Origin of the sequence: Xanthomonas axonopodis pv. maculifoliigardeniae (assembly GCF_041519315.1) — a bacterium.
In the GTDB taxonomy this organism is placed as follows: Bacteria; Pseudomonadota; Gammaproteobacteria; order Xanthomonadales; family Xanthomonadaceae; genus Xanthomonas; species Xanthomonas euvesicatoria.
Window position 1 is genome coordinate 50,584 of sequence record NZ_CP167998.1, and the last position, 17,807, is coordinate 68,390.

Here is a 17,807-nt window from a genome sequence, read left to right on the forward strand (position 1 = left end):
GCCGGTGCGGCCGCTTGGTGGGTGGGGCAACGATATGCCGTTGCACTGCCAGTACGAAGACGCCAGGATGTAGACATCCCGTTTCAGATGTGCAACAGCATGGACCTCAATGCCCTGATCGATTTCTCGCTGGTGGCCGCCAACCAGGGGCTGGGCAAGGCCAGCCGCGCGAGCGGCAGATCGAAGGCGACCTTGTCGCGGCGCATCACCGAGCTGGAGGAACAGCTGGGGGTGCGCCTGGTCGAGCGCAGTGCCCGTGGACTCAAGCTCACCGAGGCAGGACAGCAGTTGATGGAGCGCACCCAGGTGCCGCTGAGCGAGGTGGCCGAGGCGATGACAGCCGCGCGCGAGGGGTTGTCATCGCCGCGCGGCCGCTTGCGCGTGGCGTCCCCGGTGTTGTTCTCCCAACTGGCGATGGGGCACATCGGCGCCGACTTCTGTGCGGCCTATCCGGAGATCACGCTGGAGGTGGTGGCCGAGGACCGCACTGTCGATCTGATGGAAGAGCAGTTCGATGTCGCCATCCGCATCAACCCAAGCCCGGACAGCCGCCTGGTCGGGCGTTGCTTTGCCAAGGACCGGTTGGTGGTGGTGGCCGCACCGTCCATCGCCATGCCGTCTGGCGATGCGGTGCATCCGGTGCCGGGCGTGGTGATGTCCAGCTTCGAGCCCACGACCTGGACGCTGGATGGTGGGCGCCTGGTCCTGGAGCCGATTCCGCGGATGCGGTTTTCCTCGTTCCTGATGGTGCGCGATGCGGTGATTGCCGGTGGCGGCGTTGCGTTGATTCCGCAGTCGATCGCGTGGCAGCAACTCGCACGCGGCCAATTGCTGCAGTGGGGAACGATCTCCGGCGTGGCGCCGGCATTGTGGGTATTGCACACCTCCCGGCGCCTGGCAGCGCCGAAGGTACGCGCCTTCGTGGATTTCATCTGCGCCCGCTATCCGGACGCGTCGTTGGTGTTGAAGGGGTAGGGCGGTGGCGCCGTTCTGTTGAACGTGCGCCAGGTCCGCCAGCGCGTGGCGAACTTCTGCGCGCAAGCGGTTGCCGTGCCATCGGGCCTTGGCAAAGGCACACAGACACCACGGCCACCCACACGCCCCCCTGCCATCCGACCTATTGACTACAGCTGTCGTCAGGCCTACGGTAGCGACAACTGTAGTCATGGAGAGCGCCATGCGCGGCAAGACCATCGGGGACCAGGAGCTGGCCCTGCTGCAATACATCGAAGAACAGCGGCATGCCAGCGTGGGCGAAGTGGCGGGGGCGTTCGGCGAGCCGCGCGGGCTCGCCCGCTCCACCGTGCTGACCATGATGGAGCGGCTGCGGGCCAAGGGCTTCCTGCGCCGCAAGCAGGTCGAGGGTGTGTACCGCTACAGCGCCACCGCCGGCCAGGACGATGTGGTGCGCGGGGCGGTGGGGCAGTTCGTCGAGAAGACCCTGCAGGGCTCGGTGTCGCCGTTCGTGGCGTGGATGTCGCAACGCGCCGAAGTCAGCGATACCGAACTGGCCGAACTCGAAGCATTGGTTGCCAAGCTGCAATCGCAGCGCAAGGAGGATTGAGTCATGTCGCCCCTAATCGAAGCGGTGTTATGGAAGCTTGGCGCCACCAGCGTGCAGACCGCGGTGCTGGTGTTGGTGGTGTGGGCGCTGTGCCGCGGCGTGCGCCGCCTGCCGGCAGCCACGCAGACCTGGTTGTGGTGGCTGGTGGGCGTGCAGGCGGTGGTGGGCCTGGTGTGGAGCAACCCGGTGCAGTTGCCGGTGCTGCCGGCGCACAGCGTGACCACGGCGCTGGGCTCGGCCGACAGCCTGGCGCCACTGGCAAACGCCACCGCCGCGGCATCCACGGCCGCGCATGCAGGCGTCACCGCGCAGGCCATGCAGGTTGGCGCCTGGTCGACCTGGCCGGTGGCATTGCTGGCACTGTGGGCGGCCGGCGTGCTGGTGCTGGCTGCCGGCACGGCGCGCGCCTATCTGCGCAGCCGTGCATTGGTGCGCACCGCGCAGCCCTGCAACGACCGCGCCCTGGTGCAGGCGTTGCAGATGGCTGCTGAAGCGCATGGCTTGTCGCGCCCGCCGGCGCTGCGGCTGTCGGCGCAGATCGATTCGCCCCAGTTGATCGGCCCGTGGCAACCGGTGTTGCTGTTGCCCGCTGCACGCTTGCCGCACATGGCCGATGACGATCTGGACATGGCGCTGACCCATGAGCTGATCCATCTGCGTCGTGGCGATCTGTGGTGGGGCTTGCTGCCGGCGCTGGCGCAGCACCTGTTCTTCTTCCACCCGCTGGTGCATCTGGCCGCGCGCGAATATGCAATCGCCCGCGAAGCCGCCTGCGATGCCGCCGTGGTCGCCGGGCACCGCCATTGCCGCCACGACTACGGCCGCTTGTTGCTGCAACTGGGTGTGGCGCCGCGCCCGCGCGGTGGCGTGGCAAGTGCCTCGCCTTCGTTCATCAGCTTGAAGCGCAGGCTGTCGATGTTGCAGGACACCCACGCGTTTCCGCGGCTGGCTGCCGCGATGATTCTGGCCGCGGTGGCGGTCTGCGGTGTGCTGCCGCTGCGCCTGGTGGCCATGCCGGTGCCGGCACCGGTGACGTCTGCCGGCATGCAGCCGGTCGTGGTGACGGCCCCGGCAGCGCCGCGTGCACAGGTCAGCAGCACGGCGGAGCCTGCCGACGTCGCAGCGCCGATGCGCGCGTTGCCGGCGCTGCCAGCTGCGCCGGCGCAAGTGGCCGCCCCTGCCACGCACGGTGTCATCGCCGATGTGCTGGGCGCCGAACCGCTGCATGACGAGGACGCAGACCCGATAGACAGCGGCTGGAATCTCGACCTGGACCGCATCCGCCGCGATGCCAGCCGTGACGCGCAAGCCGCCGTGCACGATGCGCTCGCTGCCGACAACCACGACCTTGAACTGCAGCAAGACCGCATGCAGGCCGCGCAGGACGCATTGCAGGACGCACGCGAACAACTGGCCTCGCTAGGCCCAGAACTGGCGCAGGCCAAACAGGAAGCGCAACAGCAAGCGCGGCAAGCCGAGCAGCAGATTCGCGAAATGACGCAACAGCATCGTCAGGCGCAATACGCGTATGCGGCCGCGGTGCGCCAGGCGGACGCGCTGTCGCGGCACCAGGTCGAAATGGCCAAGCAGGCCGCTCTTCAGGGCCGCGCCGAGGCCGAACGTGGGCAACGGGAAGCGGCGCAAGCGCAACGCGAGGCAGCGCAAGCGCAGGTCGAGGCCGAAAAAGCGCAAGCAGAGGCAGACCAAGCGCAAGCAGAAGCAGAGCGGGCGAAGAACAACTAGGCGCGATCGACCAGACGGCTGCGCTCACCGTCAGGGGCGCATGGTCGGTACCAGCAGTTGGCATGCACCACGTGCAGGTTCGGGAACGCATCGCTTCTTGGCGCGCGCATTACGCCAGCCGATCGCCATCGCCGACAGCTGTTCGCACCGGTTTGCCGGCTGCCGCAGCAGTCCAGTAAGGAGAACCAGCGCGGCTCGCGGTAGACCGCACGTTACCGCGGCGATGGGGTTCCGTTGGCCACGGAGCAGCAACGCATGGCATGCAGCCCGCTGCACATCCGGCCGTGCACGGCCGGCACACGCGCGGCCGCAGTAACAGCGGAGAACAGAGCGTCGCGAGCAGTCGTCGGGTGGGCGTGGCCAGCGCGATCGGAATCGCAGTGTAGGCGCGGTACATGCCGTTTCAGAGCACCGCCCGGCACCCACCGGGCGGTGAGTGGAGTCACCTTTCGCTGCTTTTCGGCGCAGGTCCCGACGCCAAGCAGCGGCCGGCGCACTGCATTGGCATCGCCTGGGTAACGGCAGCACCTGCATCACCACGGGCCCGCCACAGCCCGGCACTCCTGCGTCACGACGCCTGCAGCGTCGGCAACGCCGTGGCCGCGTGATCGCTGTTTCCATCCGCCTGCGTGCCCTGCGCAGGCGGCACTCAACTCGCTGTGCCTTTCGTGGAGATCTCACATGATCCAGACCACTTCCCCCGTGCTGTGCCTGCGCTCGGCGTTGCTGTTGGCCCTTGCCGCAGTTGCCGGCGGCGCGGCCATCGCACACGCCTCTGCCGTGCCTGCAGTTGCCGGTGTGCGCAGCTCACCTGCTGCACCGGTATTTGCTGGTTCTGCTGCGTCAGCAACAACGCAGCTTGCATCCATTGCCGATGTGTTGCCTGTGGGTGGCATCGCAACGGTTGCGCCAGTCACACCGGAGAGTACCGTTGCGCGAATAGCGCCGGTTGTCGCTGCACCGCGCGCGCCTGCGATCGCTCCGCTAGCGCCGGCCGTCTCGATGACGCCTGCGCTTGCCGTCGCCGGTGCCCGGACGGCACCAGCAGCGCCCGCTGCGCCTGCCATTTCTCCAGCGCCACCGGTCGCTCCCGCTGCACCGACTGCAGTTACTGTGCCGGCACGGCCGCGCATGGGCATGCCGACATCCTGCGGCCATGCCATTGCAAACACGCAGAGCCAAGGCGATGCCTACGTGCTGATACATGGCGATCGCGAAGTGATGCACGGCACGCCCGATGATCTGCAGACGGCGCGCCGCTACGCTGGCGATGGAAGACGGGTGTTGTGGTTTCGCGCCGATGGCAAGCAGTACCTGGTGCGCGACCCGACCTTGCTCCATCAGCTGGCCGTGGCGCATCTGCGCAGCCGGCAATTGGCCGACGCGCAAGCCGGGTTGGCCGCACGTCAGCAGGCCTTGAGCGAACGGCAGGCCGCACTCGCCGCGCAGCTGTCTGCGCATGCCGCGCCGCGCCTGCTGCAGGCCTCGACACGCACCGCATCGGCCACGACCTCCACCTCGGCGCAGCCGCCTGCAACCCCGGATGCGCTGCAGGCGTTGTCCAGGCAGCAACAGGCACTGGCGCAACGGCAGGCCGAGTTGGCGAGCAAGCAGGCCGGTGCATCCCGCCTGGCCACGCAGCAGGCATTGAAGGTATTGCGCGAAGCACTGAGAAGCGGGCGCGCGACGCGTATCGACGGTTAGTGGCAGAGTGCCGGCCGCGCAACAGCACAAGCGCAGATGACGGTGCGCGCGCCGATACTGTGCACAGACACAGGCGGCGGGCAGGCCATGACGTATCGGGTAGTGGTGTTGGGCGGCTTCGGTCATTTCGGCGCACGCATCGTGCGTGCGCTGGCGGCAACGGCGCAGATCCATGTCATCGCGGCAGGGCGGCATCCGGGCGATGTCGCGACCAAATGGCCGGGTGCCGCACCCGGTCGCATCTCCACCTGTCGCCTGGATATCGATGCCAGCGACTTCCCTGCGCAGCTGGCGGCCACCGGTGCCGATGCGGTGGTGCATACCGCCGGGCCGTTCCAGGGACAGGAGTACGCGGTGGCCCGCTGCTGCCTGCAGGCCGGCATGCACTACATCGATCTGGCCGATGGCCGCGCCTTCGTCCGCGATTTCCCCGCGGCGATGGATGCCGCCGCGCGGCAGGCCCAGCGCGTGGCGATCAGCGGCGCCAGTACCTTGCCGGCGTTGTCCAGCGCGGTGATCGATGCGCTGTTGCCGCGCTTTTCGGCATTGCACGAGATCGGCATCGTCATCGCGCCCGCACAGGGCACGCCATTGGGCCTGGCCACGGTGCGTGCGGTGCTGTCGTATTGCGGCACGCCCTTCCACTGGTGGCAGGCCGGCCGCTGGCAGCAGGTGGTGGGCTGGGCGCGCCCCACGCGCGTGCGCTTCGCGCAGCTCGCCCCACGCCTGGCCTCGCCGTGCGATGTGCCCGATCACGACCTCTTGCCGCAGCGCTATCCCGGCGTGCAGACCGTGCAATTTCGTGCGGCGCTGGAAGTGCCGTTCCTGCAGCGCTGCCTGGCCGGCGTCGCCTGGCTACGTCGACGCGGCGTGCCGCTACCGATGCAGCGCCTGGCCGATGTGTTTGCCAACGCCGGGCGCTGGTTCGACCGCTTCGGCACCGATCTGGGCGGCATGCGCGTGGAGCTGCGCGGCACCTGCGATGGCACGGACGGGGCAAGCCGCCCGCTGGTGCTGCACTGGGACCTCACCGCCGCGATGCTGCACGGCCCGGAAATTCCGTGTTTCGCCGCGGTCTTGCTGATACGCAAACTTGCCGCCGGGCATCGGTTGCCGATCGGTGCGCATGCCTGCATGGGGCTGCTGACGCTGGCCGAGTTCGAGCAGGAGTGTGCCGCGTGGCAGATGACCACGGCGGTGACGCAAGCGCACCGGTAGCGGGCGATGCGCAAGACGAGCGCAGCGCCAGGCCTTTGCCGAGCACGCCAGGCGGAAAACCAAGCGCTCTGCGCGCGCGGCGGGGAGTTCTGAAACCACGTGGCCGGCGCACATCGCTGCGTCGCCGACTCCACGCAACCTCAGACCTCTTGCACCGTGCGAAACGCGTCCATGTCGTTGAACGTACAAAAATGAAAGCGTGGCACCGTGATCGGCCCCGCGGCTGCCAGCTGTGTGAGCCAGCCGCGCACCGCGGAGCGATACGCCGTCTGTTCTGCCGCATCCAGCGTGTCGCACAGGTAGGCCAGCGAAATATGAAACTGGAAGTTGGTGTAGTCGGGGCGCTGCAAGCGTGTCAGTTGCATCAGCGCCTGGCGCGCAGCTTCCAGGCGCTGCGCGGTTTGCGTGTCGGCCGGCTTCAACGGAATCAGCAGATTGTCGTTATTGCCGGTCCTGGCTGCGGTGGGGTTGACCAGGAAGCGGCAAGCGCCCAGCGGCGGTGCGGCGCGCTCCTTCAACCGCGCCAGATAGGCCGCGTTGATATCTGCCAAGGCATGGTCGCGCGGCAGATCGCTCGGCCAGGGCCCACGCGCACGATCGATCTCGTTGACCCCGCCCAGCAAGGTCACGTGGTAGCTGCTCGGCGGCAGCACGGCGAACTTGTGGGCAAAGCGCTGCTCGGGGAATTGGCGGTAGATGTTCAGCACGCGGTCGAAGCTGTCGTAGCCATCGCCCTGTTGTTCCAGATGACCCACGAAGGTATTGCCGGCAAACGGCATCGGCCGTCGCGAGCGCAGAAACTTGCGGCCCACATCCGAGGGCGGTGGCGTCATGGCCGGTGTGGCGAGACTGGTGGCCAGCAGCGAGGTGCCGGCGGCAGCCATCAGGCGACGGCGGCTGATGCGTGTGTCCAGAAACGACGACATGGGAAAACCCTCAGAGTTTGACGTTGACGCCGAGCATCACGGTGGGTGCCATTTTCCAGGCCGATTGCACGTATTCCTGATGGCGGCCGATGCGGTATTCGTAGCCCTGGCCGGTCAGGTTGAGCACATCCAGGCTCACTGCCACTGCCGGCGAGACATCCCAGGCCAGTTTCAGGTCGAGACGGTCCAGCGGTTGTTGGTAGCGGTTGCGATAGAACTCCTGCTGGTTGCTGTAGTTGGGGTAGCGGTCGTCCCACAGCTCGCCGGTACGGCTCCAGGCCAGGGTGCTGCGCAGCGGCCCACGGGCGTAGTTCAGGGTCAGATTCCACAGCTGCTTGGGCTGCTGCGGCAGCACCGACAAGGTGGTGCGGCTGCCATCGCCGAGCACCACCGGGTAGTCCACGTCCAGGAAGGTGACATTGGCACCGACCGACAGTCCGGCCAGCGCGGGCAGCCACGGGCCCAGTTCCTTGATCGCGCCGAGTTCGGCGCCGCGCATGCGGACCGGCCGGTCGGTATTGCGCGGTTGGGTGACCAGCACCTGCTCGCCGTCGATGCTCTGCAGCTGGCCGTAACGGAAAATCTCGTTGTCGATGGTCTTGTGGAACAGCGCGATCGACAGCAGGCTGCCACCGTCGTCGAACGTCCAGTCGTGGCCAAGGTCCAGATTCTGCGAGCGACGCGGCTGCAGGTCCGGGTTGCCCTGGTTGAGCGTGGGCGGGTTGCTGCCCAGCGTGAGCACGCCGCCGTTCAACGCCATCTGGTCCAGGCGCGGTCGCCCGATCGAGCGCGAGGCGCCGAAGCGTAACGTGCCGTTGGCACTGGTCTGCACCTGGCCGGCCAGCGATGGCAACCAGTTGCGGTAGGTGCGTTGCGCACTGACAGGCGCCCAGACGGTGCCGCTCAATTGCTGGCCGCTGCTGCCGAAGCGGGTCTGCTCCAGGCGCACGCCGCCGGCCAACCGCCAGCGCTCGCCGCGCCACTGTGCTTGTGCAAAGCCGGCGCGCACCTGCTCATCCACGCTGTAGGTGCCGCTGTTCTGCGCGGTGATGTCCGCCACGCCGCGCGCCTGGCCGGACACCGCATCCCAGCGCGCGTCGGCCAGGTCCGGGTCGATGATCAACATGGGCCCATTGCAACCCAGGGCGCAGGTGGGGTTGCCCAGCACATCGGCCAGCGAATAAGGCAACCCGCTCCAGGTCGTGCGCTGGAACGCGGTCTGCATGTGCGTGCGCACCTGTCGCAGGCCAAAGGCCAGTCCCAGCCCCTGGCTGTCTTCGTCCATGTTGCGACGGAGCTCCAGTTGCAGGTCGCTCACCCGTTCGGCGTAGGTCGTGCGCTCCTGCTGGTGGTTGAGGTTGGCGTAACGGGTCGGGTCCTCGGCCAGGGCCGGGTCCAGGGCCGTGAATGCCGGCAGGGTGCCATTCCAATCGAAGCCGTAAGCCAGGCCATTCTGCTGGAAGCGGTCCCAGGTCTGCGGGTTGTCCACCGTGGCGCGCGAGGTGCTTGCGCGCAGCGCGCCGCGCCACTGGTCAGGCAGCTCGGCCAGCAATTCGCCGTTGATGCCGGACAGCCCGCGCTTCCAGCGCAGCTGCCCCAACTCGACGAGCTGGTTGAGATTGTCCAGCGTGCCGCTTTGCGGGCCGCTGCGGGTCAGGCGCGCGCTGTTCTGCACCTGGGCGACCTGGGCATTGCGGTCGGAAGATTCGTGCTGGTTGAACGTGTAGCCGGACACATGGCCGCTGAGCGGACCATCCGGCTGCCAATCCACGCGTGCGGTGACGCCGCGCCGTTCGCGGGTGTTGTCGTAGTTGTACCAGCGCCGTTCGCTGGGCACCGCCGCGCCGGTGCCGCCATAGGCCGACGCCGCGCGCGTGCCGTCGGCGTTGTACCAATTGAGGGCGCCGCCATTTTCCTGCTGCGGCACCGAAATCTCACGGCGCCAGACGCTGGCCGCCCCCAAAAACGCGAACTGGCCGTCACGCCCGAAGCGCTTGCCCCATTTCAGCTCGCCTTCGCCCACCGGCGTGCGGCCGCCATAGCGGCTTCCCATGAGATTGGCGCCGCCCTTGGCCGAGGCGGTCAGCAGGCCATCGGGCCGGGCAAAGCCGGTGGCGGTGACCAGATTGGTGACACCACCGATCGCGCCGCCATCGTTCTCCGGCAGCAGCGACTTCACCACATCGATGCGGTCCACGAAGTTGGCCGGCAGCACATCCATCAGCGCCTGGCGGCTACCGATGTCGTTGCTGGCGAAGGCAAAGCCGTCGATCAACATGCTGTTGTAGTTGCCGTTGAGGCCGCGCACCGTCACATAGCGTGGTTCGCCCTGGTACTCGACCGTGCTCACGCCGGTGACCCGGCGCAGCGCATCGCCCACATTGAAGTCCGGCAATTGCCCGATGCTGTCGGCGGCAACCGAATCGACGATGGTGGGCGCCGCCTGCTTGGTGGCGATGGCGCGCGTGTTCTGCGACTGGAACGGGTTGCGCACCTGCACCGCGTCCATGGTCAGCGCGTCGCCTCCGCCGGACATGTCGGCGGCGGTGGCGTGCGAGGGAAGCCAGCCGATCAAGGCCAGCCCCAGCGCAAGCGACAGCGCATGCGGAGGCTGTGGCCAAGACGGGGCAATGCGAGTGGGGCGGGAAGGGGGATGCAACAGGCGCATGGCACGATATCAACGTCGGTGGCCCCAGCGCAGGGCCGCGGACGGATTAAATTAAGCTGCTTAATTAAAGCAATTATGACAACGACGAACGTTTCGCCCTGCATGCCCTCTTTGTTCGCAAACGCAGCCATTCGTTCGCATTACCGTCGTCGCAGCGATGGGCAGGCCGCCGGTTCCAGCGAGCGCCTGCTGCTGGATCTGATCCGCAGGGAAGGGCAATTCGAGCGTGCGGATCTGCCGCGCGCCAGCGGGCTCAGCGTGCCCGGCATCAAGGGCATCGTCGACCCGCTGGTGGCGCACGGCCTGCTGCAGCTGCGGCCCTCGCTGCGGCGTGGCCGTGGCCAACCGAGCGCGCAGGTGAGCCTGGTGCCGGGGTATGCATACAGCGTGGGGGTGTCGGTGATGGTCGATGGCTTTGCGGTGGTGCTGATCGACTTCGCCGGCCAGGTCCGCGGCATGCGCCAGCTCACGGCCTTCCCGCTGACGCTGGCGGTGGTGCGTGCACAACTGCCGACCCTGGTGGAGGCGCTGCTAACGGCGGCCGGCGTGGATCGGCAGCATGTGTTCGGCGTCGGCCTGAGCATGACCGGCCCGCGCATCGGCGATGGCACCCGGGTCAATCCGCCATTGTCGCTGGCAGCGGAATGGATGCAGGTGGAGCTGGATCGGTTTGTCGCCGATTGCCTGCAGCTACCGGTGTGGATGGACAACGACGCCCATTGCGCCGCCCTGGCCGAGGCCGTGTACGGCATTGGCCGCCAATCGCCGGACCTGGTGTATCTGTCGATCTCCGACGGCTTTGCTGCCGGCGTGATTGCGGCCGGCAACGTGCGCCGCGGCGCGCACGGCAATGTGGGCGAACTGGGGCGCATCTCGGCCATCACCGGCATGGCCCGGCCAACCCTGGAAAGCCTGCGCCAGGCGCTGGCCGCCGATGGCCACGCGCTGCCGGACCTGCACACCATGCTGCAGCACTACGATGCGGCCTGGCCGCAGATCGACGCGTGGCTGGATGCAGTGGAGCCGACCGTGACGCTTGCGGTGGCGGCGATCATTGCGTTGATCGATCCGCGTGTGATTGTTTTTGGCGCGCGCCTGCCCACCGATCTTGCGCAACGGCTGATCGCCCGCATCGCCTTCGAACCTGCGCCGCGGCGTGGCGTTGCATTGCCGTATCCCACGCTGCAGGTCGGGCAGGTGACGGCGCATGCCACCGTGCTGGGCGCGGCCATGCTGCCGTTCAAGGAAACGCTGTTCTAGCGTGCGTCATGCGCGGCGATGTGCGCGCCAAGTGCTGTGCAACGCATCCAGACAAAGCATGCGCTGGACACCCGCACAACGCAGGCATCGTTTCGCATCCCGGCGGTACTTTTCGCCAAATTTGCGAATTGTCATATGCCACGCGCTTTACTGGCCGCCCGCCGCGTTTTCGAGGTCATCATGCGTATCGGTCCTCTGCAACCTTCTGTCGCGCACACTGCTGTGCCGGCACTACCGACGCACACCAGTGCGAACAGCCCGATGCAGGTGCCGCACATGCCGGGCGACACCCCGCCACTGCGAGAAAGGCCGCGTCGCCGCGCCGGCACTGCACCTCCGCTCGTGCCGCTGAACGACAGCGCGATGACAGGCAAGCCGGCCTTGGTGGCGCTCGACAGCGAATTCTCCGAGCAGCGTCTGGCCGAAGTGCAGGCGCGGCAGATCACCGTGCAGACACTGCAAGGCAAGCTTGCCACGCATCTTGCGCAGGCCGGCACGGCGCTCAAATCCGACAGCATTGCGGCACGCTTCGCCGCCGGGACACTGGAGCCGGTGTATCTGGATACCGCCGCATTCACTGCCATGTCGCGCGGGCTGCCCGCACGCGCACGTGCGGCCGCAGGCCCCGTGCTGATCGATGCGCAACAAGGGCGCATCATCTTCAACCTGCAACGCGCGTTTGCGCCTGGCGACACCTTCAGCGACGCAGCGCTTGCCGCACTCGGCAAACAGCTGAATCTTGCCGGCCACGGGCTGGCGACGCCGAACTGGCTGCAGCCTGCCGCACGTACGCCGACGCGACGCAAACCCTTGGCGGTTCCGCAGTATCGGGGCCACCAGATCCCCGCCCAGGAAGGTGGCGCCGGGTTCTACAAGCCAGACGATCATCGTCTGCTTGAAGGCAAGACCAAGGAAATGCAGGAGCACCTCAAGACCATCGTGCACGCGAACTATCTGAGTGCCGACAGCACCAAGGCGATCGGCAAAGACGTCATGGTGCATCGTGGGTTGTACGACTTTCACCATGGCATTCCGGAAAATTCGCTTTCTGCGATCGATAACGCGTATGCGAAGGGCTACCGTACCGTGGAGCTGGATGTCGAGGTGAGCGCCGACGGCGTACCGATGCTGCTCCACGACTTCACGGTGGGGCGAACGCTGGATCAGCCCGATAATCGCCTGGTCGCCGACATGCCGTACGCCGAACTACGCGATCAACCCATCGTGATTCGTAATCCCGTGGACGGTAATTTCGTCAAGACCGATCAACGTCTGGCCAGCATCGATCAGGTGCTGCGCCATGTGAGCGGGACCAAACCTGGCATGTCGGTCGTGCTGGACTGCAAGGAGAACACGCCCGAAGACGTCGCCTTGATGCTGTTGAGTCAACCGCAGGTTCTTCCGTTCACGGCAATCAAGGTGTATTCGAGCGCCTACAAGGGCGGATTCGATCAACTGTTTGCCAATCTCTGCAAGCGTCTGCAGATCAACCCGCTGCATTCCAGCGACGAACCGCGGCGGCGCAAGCTCAGAAACGATCTCAGCAAGGTCAAGGTTGTGCCGATCCTGGACCAGTCCCACATCGAGAACCCGCAGATGCGCGCTGCCTTCCCCGGCGGCGACAGCGTCAGCGGCTTGGCCGATACCGCGACCGGCTGGATGCAAAGCTGGAACGGCATGCATCCGGTGATCGCAGAGGCCATGGTTGCTCACCCGGACAGCAACGCCGGCAAGGCCATGCAGGAAGCCCGCGCACGTCTGCGGCAGCCGGGCTCCGGCTACGAGGAGGCCGCGTTCAGTGCTGCCTACCGTTTCGAAGACTTTTCGGTGGCGAAGTCTGATGGAGGGCGGCAATACTTCACGTGGGGGATGTTCGGCGAGATCAATCCGGTGACCGAAGACGGATTCGAGCCGAAACGCGGCACCGCCGGGACATTTCGGGACCAGGGCGAGAGCGTGCTCACCGATGAGCCGAACGAAGAAGTGCTGGCATTGCGCGAAGACCGCACGTTGCCACGCGGACACACCGGCGTGGAGTTGAATGCTCTGCCCGGAACGACCATCGACACAAAGCGCGATGCGGCGATTGCAAACTTGCGTCGCCAGGAGTTCGCCGCGAGGAAGCGGACGCTGGACAAGCAGAGCGTCGATGCAGTGCGCGAGGGTGCGCGCCTGGATCGCGGTGCCGCTGCGCAGCTGACGCCGGAAGCACGCGCGGCCATCGACACGCGTGCGGAATCGCTCGGCATGCTCACCGAGCGCTATCGCGGTGCGCCCGTGAGTCATTACCTCAACGAGCATGACAAGGATGCCAAGCCGGAGGAATGATGGCGGCGCAATGATGCGTTGCTGACACGTGCGGTCCCGTCGCTGGCTTCGCCCGGGCGGCAGACCGGATACAAAAGGCAGCCGTGGCGGCGGAGAAGGCGGCGTCACCGACAGCTGCAAATGCGACGCTTTCTCTTGGGCGCCCGTCCAGCAACAACCGCGACATCCGCGCCGACGCGCATTGCAATGCCGATGCGCGGGAGCCGGTGGTCCAGTGGGTTGCCATCGCTTGGCAGTCCCGCTGTTGCGGTGTGCTTGGTCGTGCGCAACGACTGTGGCGTTCGTCGCGCCGCCCACTGCCCGCCTGCACCTTTGCGTCCTGTCGCGCTACGGCGCTTCTAGCAGTGGAATCACCTCCCGCTCCTGCGCGTCCGCCGCCACCAGCCGTTGCATCAGCAGCGACAAGGTCACCACGTCCTGGTGATTGTGCTCGGCCACGCGGCGCAGGTTGCGCGCGCTGCCGCCGCGCAGGTAACTCAACCAGGCGGCCGGGGCCTCGGAGCCGGGCAGGTCGTCTTCGCGCACCACGCGCAGCAGCTGCCGCTCGATGGTGGACAGCTTGCAGTTCTCCCAGGTGCCGCGATAGCGGCGGCGGGTGGGGAACAGCAGATCCACATGGTCCAGCGCGGAAATCGGGTCGCCGCGTCGGGCCAGGCGGTAGCGCGTCTTCAGCAGCGGCGCGTCGTAGCAGCGGCCGTTGTAGCTGGACAGGACGGTGCGCGGTGTCAGCCAGGTGCGGAACAGATCGAGCATCGCGCTTTCGGCCGCCATCGTCGACATCATCAATTGACGCACGCGCAGGCCGCTGCCTTGCACGGCATCGACACACCAATCGGCCACGCCGATCATGAAGGCGCGGGTACCGGTACCGCCGGCCAGGCCCGTGGTTTCGGTGTCGAAGAACAGCAGGTCCAGCGGGTCGACCGCATCCTCGCGCTTGGCGAAGGCCAGCGAGAGCGCCTGGGAGGGAATCGCTTGCGGAAGGAACGCTTCGATCAGATGCAGGCCGGGTGCGATCTCGTTGCCAGGGAGATGACGGTCGGTGGATGGCGCACGGACCGGCGTATGCGCCAGCACCGCGCGCTCGCGCAGGCCGATCATCCTGCGCAGGCCGGCGATGTCGGTACCTCGCGGCGGTGCCGGGTTGGACGTGGGCACAGCAGGTGTCGCGCGCACAGCCACCGCGCGCGCTGGCGCATCGGCCGCCGCACCTGCCGGCTTGTGGCGCACATCGTGGTCCACCCAGGCAAACGCCGAGCTATCGCGCGCAGGCGCTGTGGCAACCGGCGCCTGCAAGGCGCGGCGCGTCATGGCCGGTGTGGTGTGCGGGGTACGCAGCGCACTGACAGCATCTGCGCTGCCGGGCTGCGCGCTTCGCGCAACAGCCTCGCGCGGCAACGTGTGCGACGCAGACCCAGCGGGACCCGGTGCAGGCTGGCGTTGCGCACGCGTCAGCATCATCGCATCGTCCTTGCGTGTCGTGGGCGTCAGCCCGCCCACCTGACGGCGTAGCAGGCGCAAACGTTCTGCGCTCACTCCAGGGTCGCTGCCAGGCACCGGTGCTGTCGGCGCACGTGCCGGTTGCGCCGTTGCAGGCATGTCACCTGTGGCACGCCGGTGCGCATCGCCTGCCGCATCAACTACACCGCCCGGACCAACTGCATCACCAGCCGTTCGCCTGACCACTGCCGCGTGCAGCTGGCGCGCATCGGCCTGTGCATTTACTGCAGCTAACCCATTCGCATCATCCACTGCACCGTCATGCGCACCCGTTGCCGGCGCACGCACATCCGCATGCCCGGCCTGACGCCGCAGCAAGCGCAGCCGGTCCGCACTCACACTCATGCAAGCACGTCCAGCGCCAGGTCGTCATCCACCTGCGTGGCATGCCGCAACGGCGCATCCGCATCGAACAATAGCGCCAGCACGGTCAACGCCAGCGACTTGGGCGACTCGCCCTTGCCTTCCTCATGCGCGGCCAGTACGGGGCCGACGCAGGCCGGGCAGCCAGCCATGCAGTCGCACCGCCGCACCAGCTCGTCCGCGCGCTGCAGCAGCTCGGCCTGCCGCAGCCACAGCGGCTCGCTCAAGCCCACGCCGCCGGGGAAGTTGTCGTACAGATACACCGTGGGCACGAAGGCCTGCTGCAGTTCCACCGCGTCGTGCTCGCCTTCTTCCACGCCGCGCAGTTGCCCACGCCCGGTCTGGTCGGCCACCGCAAACCAGGCGCCGTCGCCATTGCCTACCGCCTTCTGCAGGTCGCGCGCATCGGCCATCACCGCCACCGTGGCCACCACGTGCAGCGCGTAGGCGGCGCCTAAAAATCCATCCAGCGCATCCTGCTTGGACGCGAACGCCTTGCCCAGGGTGGCCTGCGGCAGCTGCCACCACACCGCGGTGGTGTGCAGCTCCTGGTCGGGCAGATTGACCGGGCCGTAGCCGATGTTTTCATGCGTGTAGTAGCGGATCTTCTTGTAGCCGGACACGCGCCGCACCACATGCACCTCGCCATGATGCGAGTCGCCACGGCCGGCCACGCCGCCGTCGAAACGGTCCAGCACCTTCAACTTGGTGTAGTCGATGCTGTCGGTGTAGTAGTCCACGTGCGTGCGCGTCACGTAGGCCTTGCGGCCTTCCCAGTCCAGCCGCTCCACCTGGTAGGGCGTGCTCTGCACCATGTGGATGGCGCCTTCGTACAGGGTGAGCGCGGCGGCGGAATAATCCACCTCGGCGATGATCTGCTGCTTGCCGTCGCTTTTGTCCACCACCACGAAGTTGCCGTCGGCCACCGAGCGCAGGCTCACCGCATTGGCCGGGTAGCTGTCGGCGATCCATTCCCAGCGGTCGCCTTCCTGGTGGATCACCTCGCTTTCGGCCAGCGCTTCCAGGAACACCACCGGGTCGATCGGGCCGAATGGCTCGTCGGCAATGAACGGCAGCTCGAAGGCCGCGCAACGGATGTGATCGAACAGGATCAGCGGTTGGTCCGGCGCGATACGCGCATGTTCGGGCGAGGCATCGGCAAAGAAATCCGGGTGTCGCACCACGTATTGGTCCAGCGGTTGCGAGCTGGCCACCAGCACGCCCAGCGCCGGTTGCTGGCGACGCCCGGCACGGCCGAAGCGCTGCCAGGTGGCCGCCACGCTGCCGGGGTAGCCGTTGAGGATCACCACGTCCAGTGCGCCGATATCCACGCCCAGTTCCAGCGCCGAGGTGGAAATGATGCCGTCGATCGTGCCGGCACGCATCGCACGCTCCACCTCGCGCCGCTCGGTGGGCAGATAGCCGCCGCGGTAGGCGCGAATGCGTGCCGGCTTGCGCGGGTCGTGGTCGAAGATGTCCTTCAGATACTTGGTCAGCACTTCCACCATCAGGCGCGTCTGCGCGAACACCAGCGTCTTCAGGCCGCTCTTGATGGCAATGCGCGCGATGCGGTTGCTCTGCGAACGCGCCGAGGCGCGCAGGCCCAGATCCGCATTGACCACCGGCGGGTTCCACAGCAGCACGTGCTTGTCGCCGGTGGGCGCGCCCGATTCGGTGATGGCATGCACTTGCTCTTCGATCAAGGCCTGCGCGTGCGCATGCGGGTTGCCGATGGTGGCCGAGCACAGGATGAATCGCGGGGTGGCGCCATAGAACGCGCAGATGCGCTTGAGCCGGCGCAGCACATTGGTGACGTGGCTGCCGAACACGCCGCGATAGGTGTGGATCTCGTCGATCACCACATAGCGCAGGTTCTCGAAGAACTGCGCCCACTTGGTGTGATGCGGCAGGATCGCCTGATGCAGCATGTCCGGGTTGCTCACCACGATGTCGCCATGCAGCCGGATCGCCTGGCGCGCATCGCCGGGCGTGTCGCCGTCGAAGGTGAAGGCCTTGACCCCCAGCTCGCCGGCGCGGTTCAACTCCAGCAGCTCGGCCACCTGGTCCTGCGCCAGCGCCTTGGTCGGGAACAGGTACAAGGCCTTGGCGCCGCTGGTCATCGCCGCGCTCACCACCGGCAGCGTGTAGCACAGCGATTTGCCCGAGGCGGTGGGCGTCACGATCGCCACATGCTCGCCGCGCTGTGTCGCTGCCCAGGCATCGGCCTGGTGGCTGTAGAGCTGGCTGATGCCGCGCGCCTGCAGCGCATCTGCCAATGCGGCCGGCACATCCTCCGGGATCGGCGCGTAACTGCCGTCGCGCCCGGGGATGGTGAAGCTGCCGGTGATGCGGTCGTGGTAACGCCGTTCCAGGCGCTGCGTGAGCAACGCGCCGTCGCGGCTGGGCCGGCCGTCGGTGGTGGCCAGCGCGCGTTCGGCGGTTTCGGTGCGGGGAGCGAGGGCAAACGGAGGCATACGGCAAGGGCTCCCAAAGAGGGAGATCAAACGAAAAGGATGTCTCAGGGTATGAGACC

General features: G+C 67.1%; 11 protein-coding genes and 1 other RNA gene. 7 read left to right on the plus strand and 5 right to left on the minus strand.

Annotated elements, in window-relative coordinates; all coding sequences use genetic code 11:
- The first annotated feature begins 99 nt into the window (after positions 1 to 99).
- The 3 genes from ACDH77_RS00215 (at position 100) to ACDH77_RS00225 (ending at position 3,307) form a co-directional block, all read left to right on the plus strand.
- Complete coding sequence (locus ACDH77_RS00215; RefSeq protein WP_014088886.1) at positions 100 to 975, plus strand: LysR family transcriptional regulator; 876 nt, start codon at positions 100 to 102, stop codon at positions 973 to 975.
- A 190-nt stretch (positions 976 to 1,165) separates the two neighbouring features.
- The gene (locus ACDH77_RS00220) at positions 1,166 to 1,564 is read left to right on the plus strand and encodes a BlaI/MecI/CopY family transcriptional regulator (protein WP_008572904.1); all 399 of its coding nucleotides are present in this window, start codon (positions 1,166 to 1,168) and stop codon (positions 1,562 to 1,564) included.
- 3 nt (positions 1,565 to 1,567) lie between these two features.
- Positions 1,568 to 3,307, plus strand: a complete 1,740-nt coding sequence (locus ACDH77_RS00225; protein ID WP_218488964.1) for a M56 family metallopeptidase — start codon at positions 1,568 to 1,570, stop codon at positions 3,305 to 3,307.
- Between the two features lie 320 nt (positions 3,308 to 3,627).
- Here ACDH77_RS00225 and ACDH77_RS00230 read toward each other — a convergent pair.
- Positions 3,628 to 3,704: non-coding RNA, sX9 sRNA (locus ACDH77_RS00230), on the minus strand.
- Positions 3,705 to 4,444: 740 nt separating this feature from the next.
- Here ACDH77_RS00230 and ACDH77_RS00235 point away from each other — a divergent pair.
- On the plus strand, positions 4,445 to 5,011 hold the full coding sequence (locus ACDH77_RS00235; RefSeq protein WP_218488963.1) for a hypothetical protein: 567 nt from the start codon (positions 4,445 to 4,447) through the stop codon (positions 5,009 to 5,011).
- A 36-nt stretch (positions 5,012 to 5,047) separates the two neighbouring features.
- Entirely contained in the window at positions 5,048 to 6,229 is a 1,182-nt protein-coding gene (locus ACDH77_RS00240; RefSeq protein ID WP_169306447.1) for a saccharopine dehydrogenase family protein, read from the plus strand.
- Between the two features lie 140 nt (positions 6,230 to 6,369).
- Here the strand turns inward: ACDH77_RS00240 and ACDH77_RS00245 are convergent, their stop codons facing one another.
- Positions 6,370 to 7,155, minus strand: a complete 786-nt coding sequence (locus ACDH77_RS00245; protein WP_008574064.1) for a DUF1868 domain-containing protein — start codon at positions 7,153 to 7,155, stop codon at positions 6,370 to 6,372.
- Between the two features lie 10 nt (positions 7,156 to 7,165).
- On the minus strand, positions 7,166 to 9,823 hold the full coding sequence (locus ACDH77_RS00250; protein ID WP_372353653.1) for a TonB-dependent receptor: 2,658 nt from the start codon (positions 9,821 to 9,823) through the stop codon (positions 7,166 to 7,168).
- Between the two features lie 102 nt (positions 9,824 to 9,925).
- Here ACDH77_RS00250 and ACDH77_RS00255 point away from each other — a divergent pair, with 102 nt between their 5' ends.
- Both ACDH77_RS00255 and avrBs2 read left to right on the plus strand, forming a co-directional pair.
- Positions 9,926 to 11,083 (plus strand): ROK family protein, encoded by a 1,158-nt coding sequence (locus ACDH77_RS00255; protein ID WP_109290588.1) that lies wholly within the window; start codon positions 9,926 to 9,928, stop codon positions 11,081 to 11,083.
- A 135-nt stretch (positions 11,084 to 11,218) separates the two neighbouring features.
- The gene (avrBs2, locus tag ACDH77_RS00260) at positions 11,219 to 13,411 is read left to right on the plus strand and encodes a type III secretion system effector avirulence protein AvrBs2 (protein WP_372353654.1); all 2,193 of its coding nucleotides are present in this window, start codon (positions 11,219 to 11,221) and stop codon (positions 13,409 to 13,411) included.
- 327 nt (positions 13,412 to 13,738) lie between these two features.
- Here avrBs2 and ACDH77_RS00265 read toward each other — a convergent pair whose 3' ends face one another.
- On the minus strand, positions 13,739 to 15,256 hold the full coding sequence (locus tag ACDH77_RS00265) for a ribonuclease H-like domain-containing protein (protein WP_372353655.1): 1,518 nt from the start codon (positions 15,254 to 15,256) through the stop codon (positions 13,739 to 13,741).
- A complete protein-coding gene (locus ACDH77_RS00270) occupies positions 15,253 to 17,748 on the minus strand; it encodes a DEAD/DEAH box helicase (protein ID WP_372353656.1) in 2,496 nt (831 codons plus the stop codon). The genes ACDH77_RS00265 and ACDH77_RS00270 overlap by 4 nt, the downstream gene beginning before the upstream one ends.
- Positions 17,749 to 17,807: the final 59 nt, after the last annotated feature.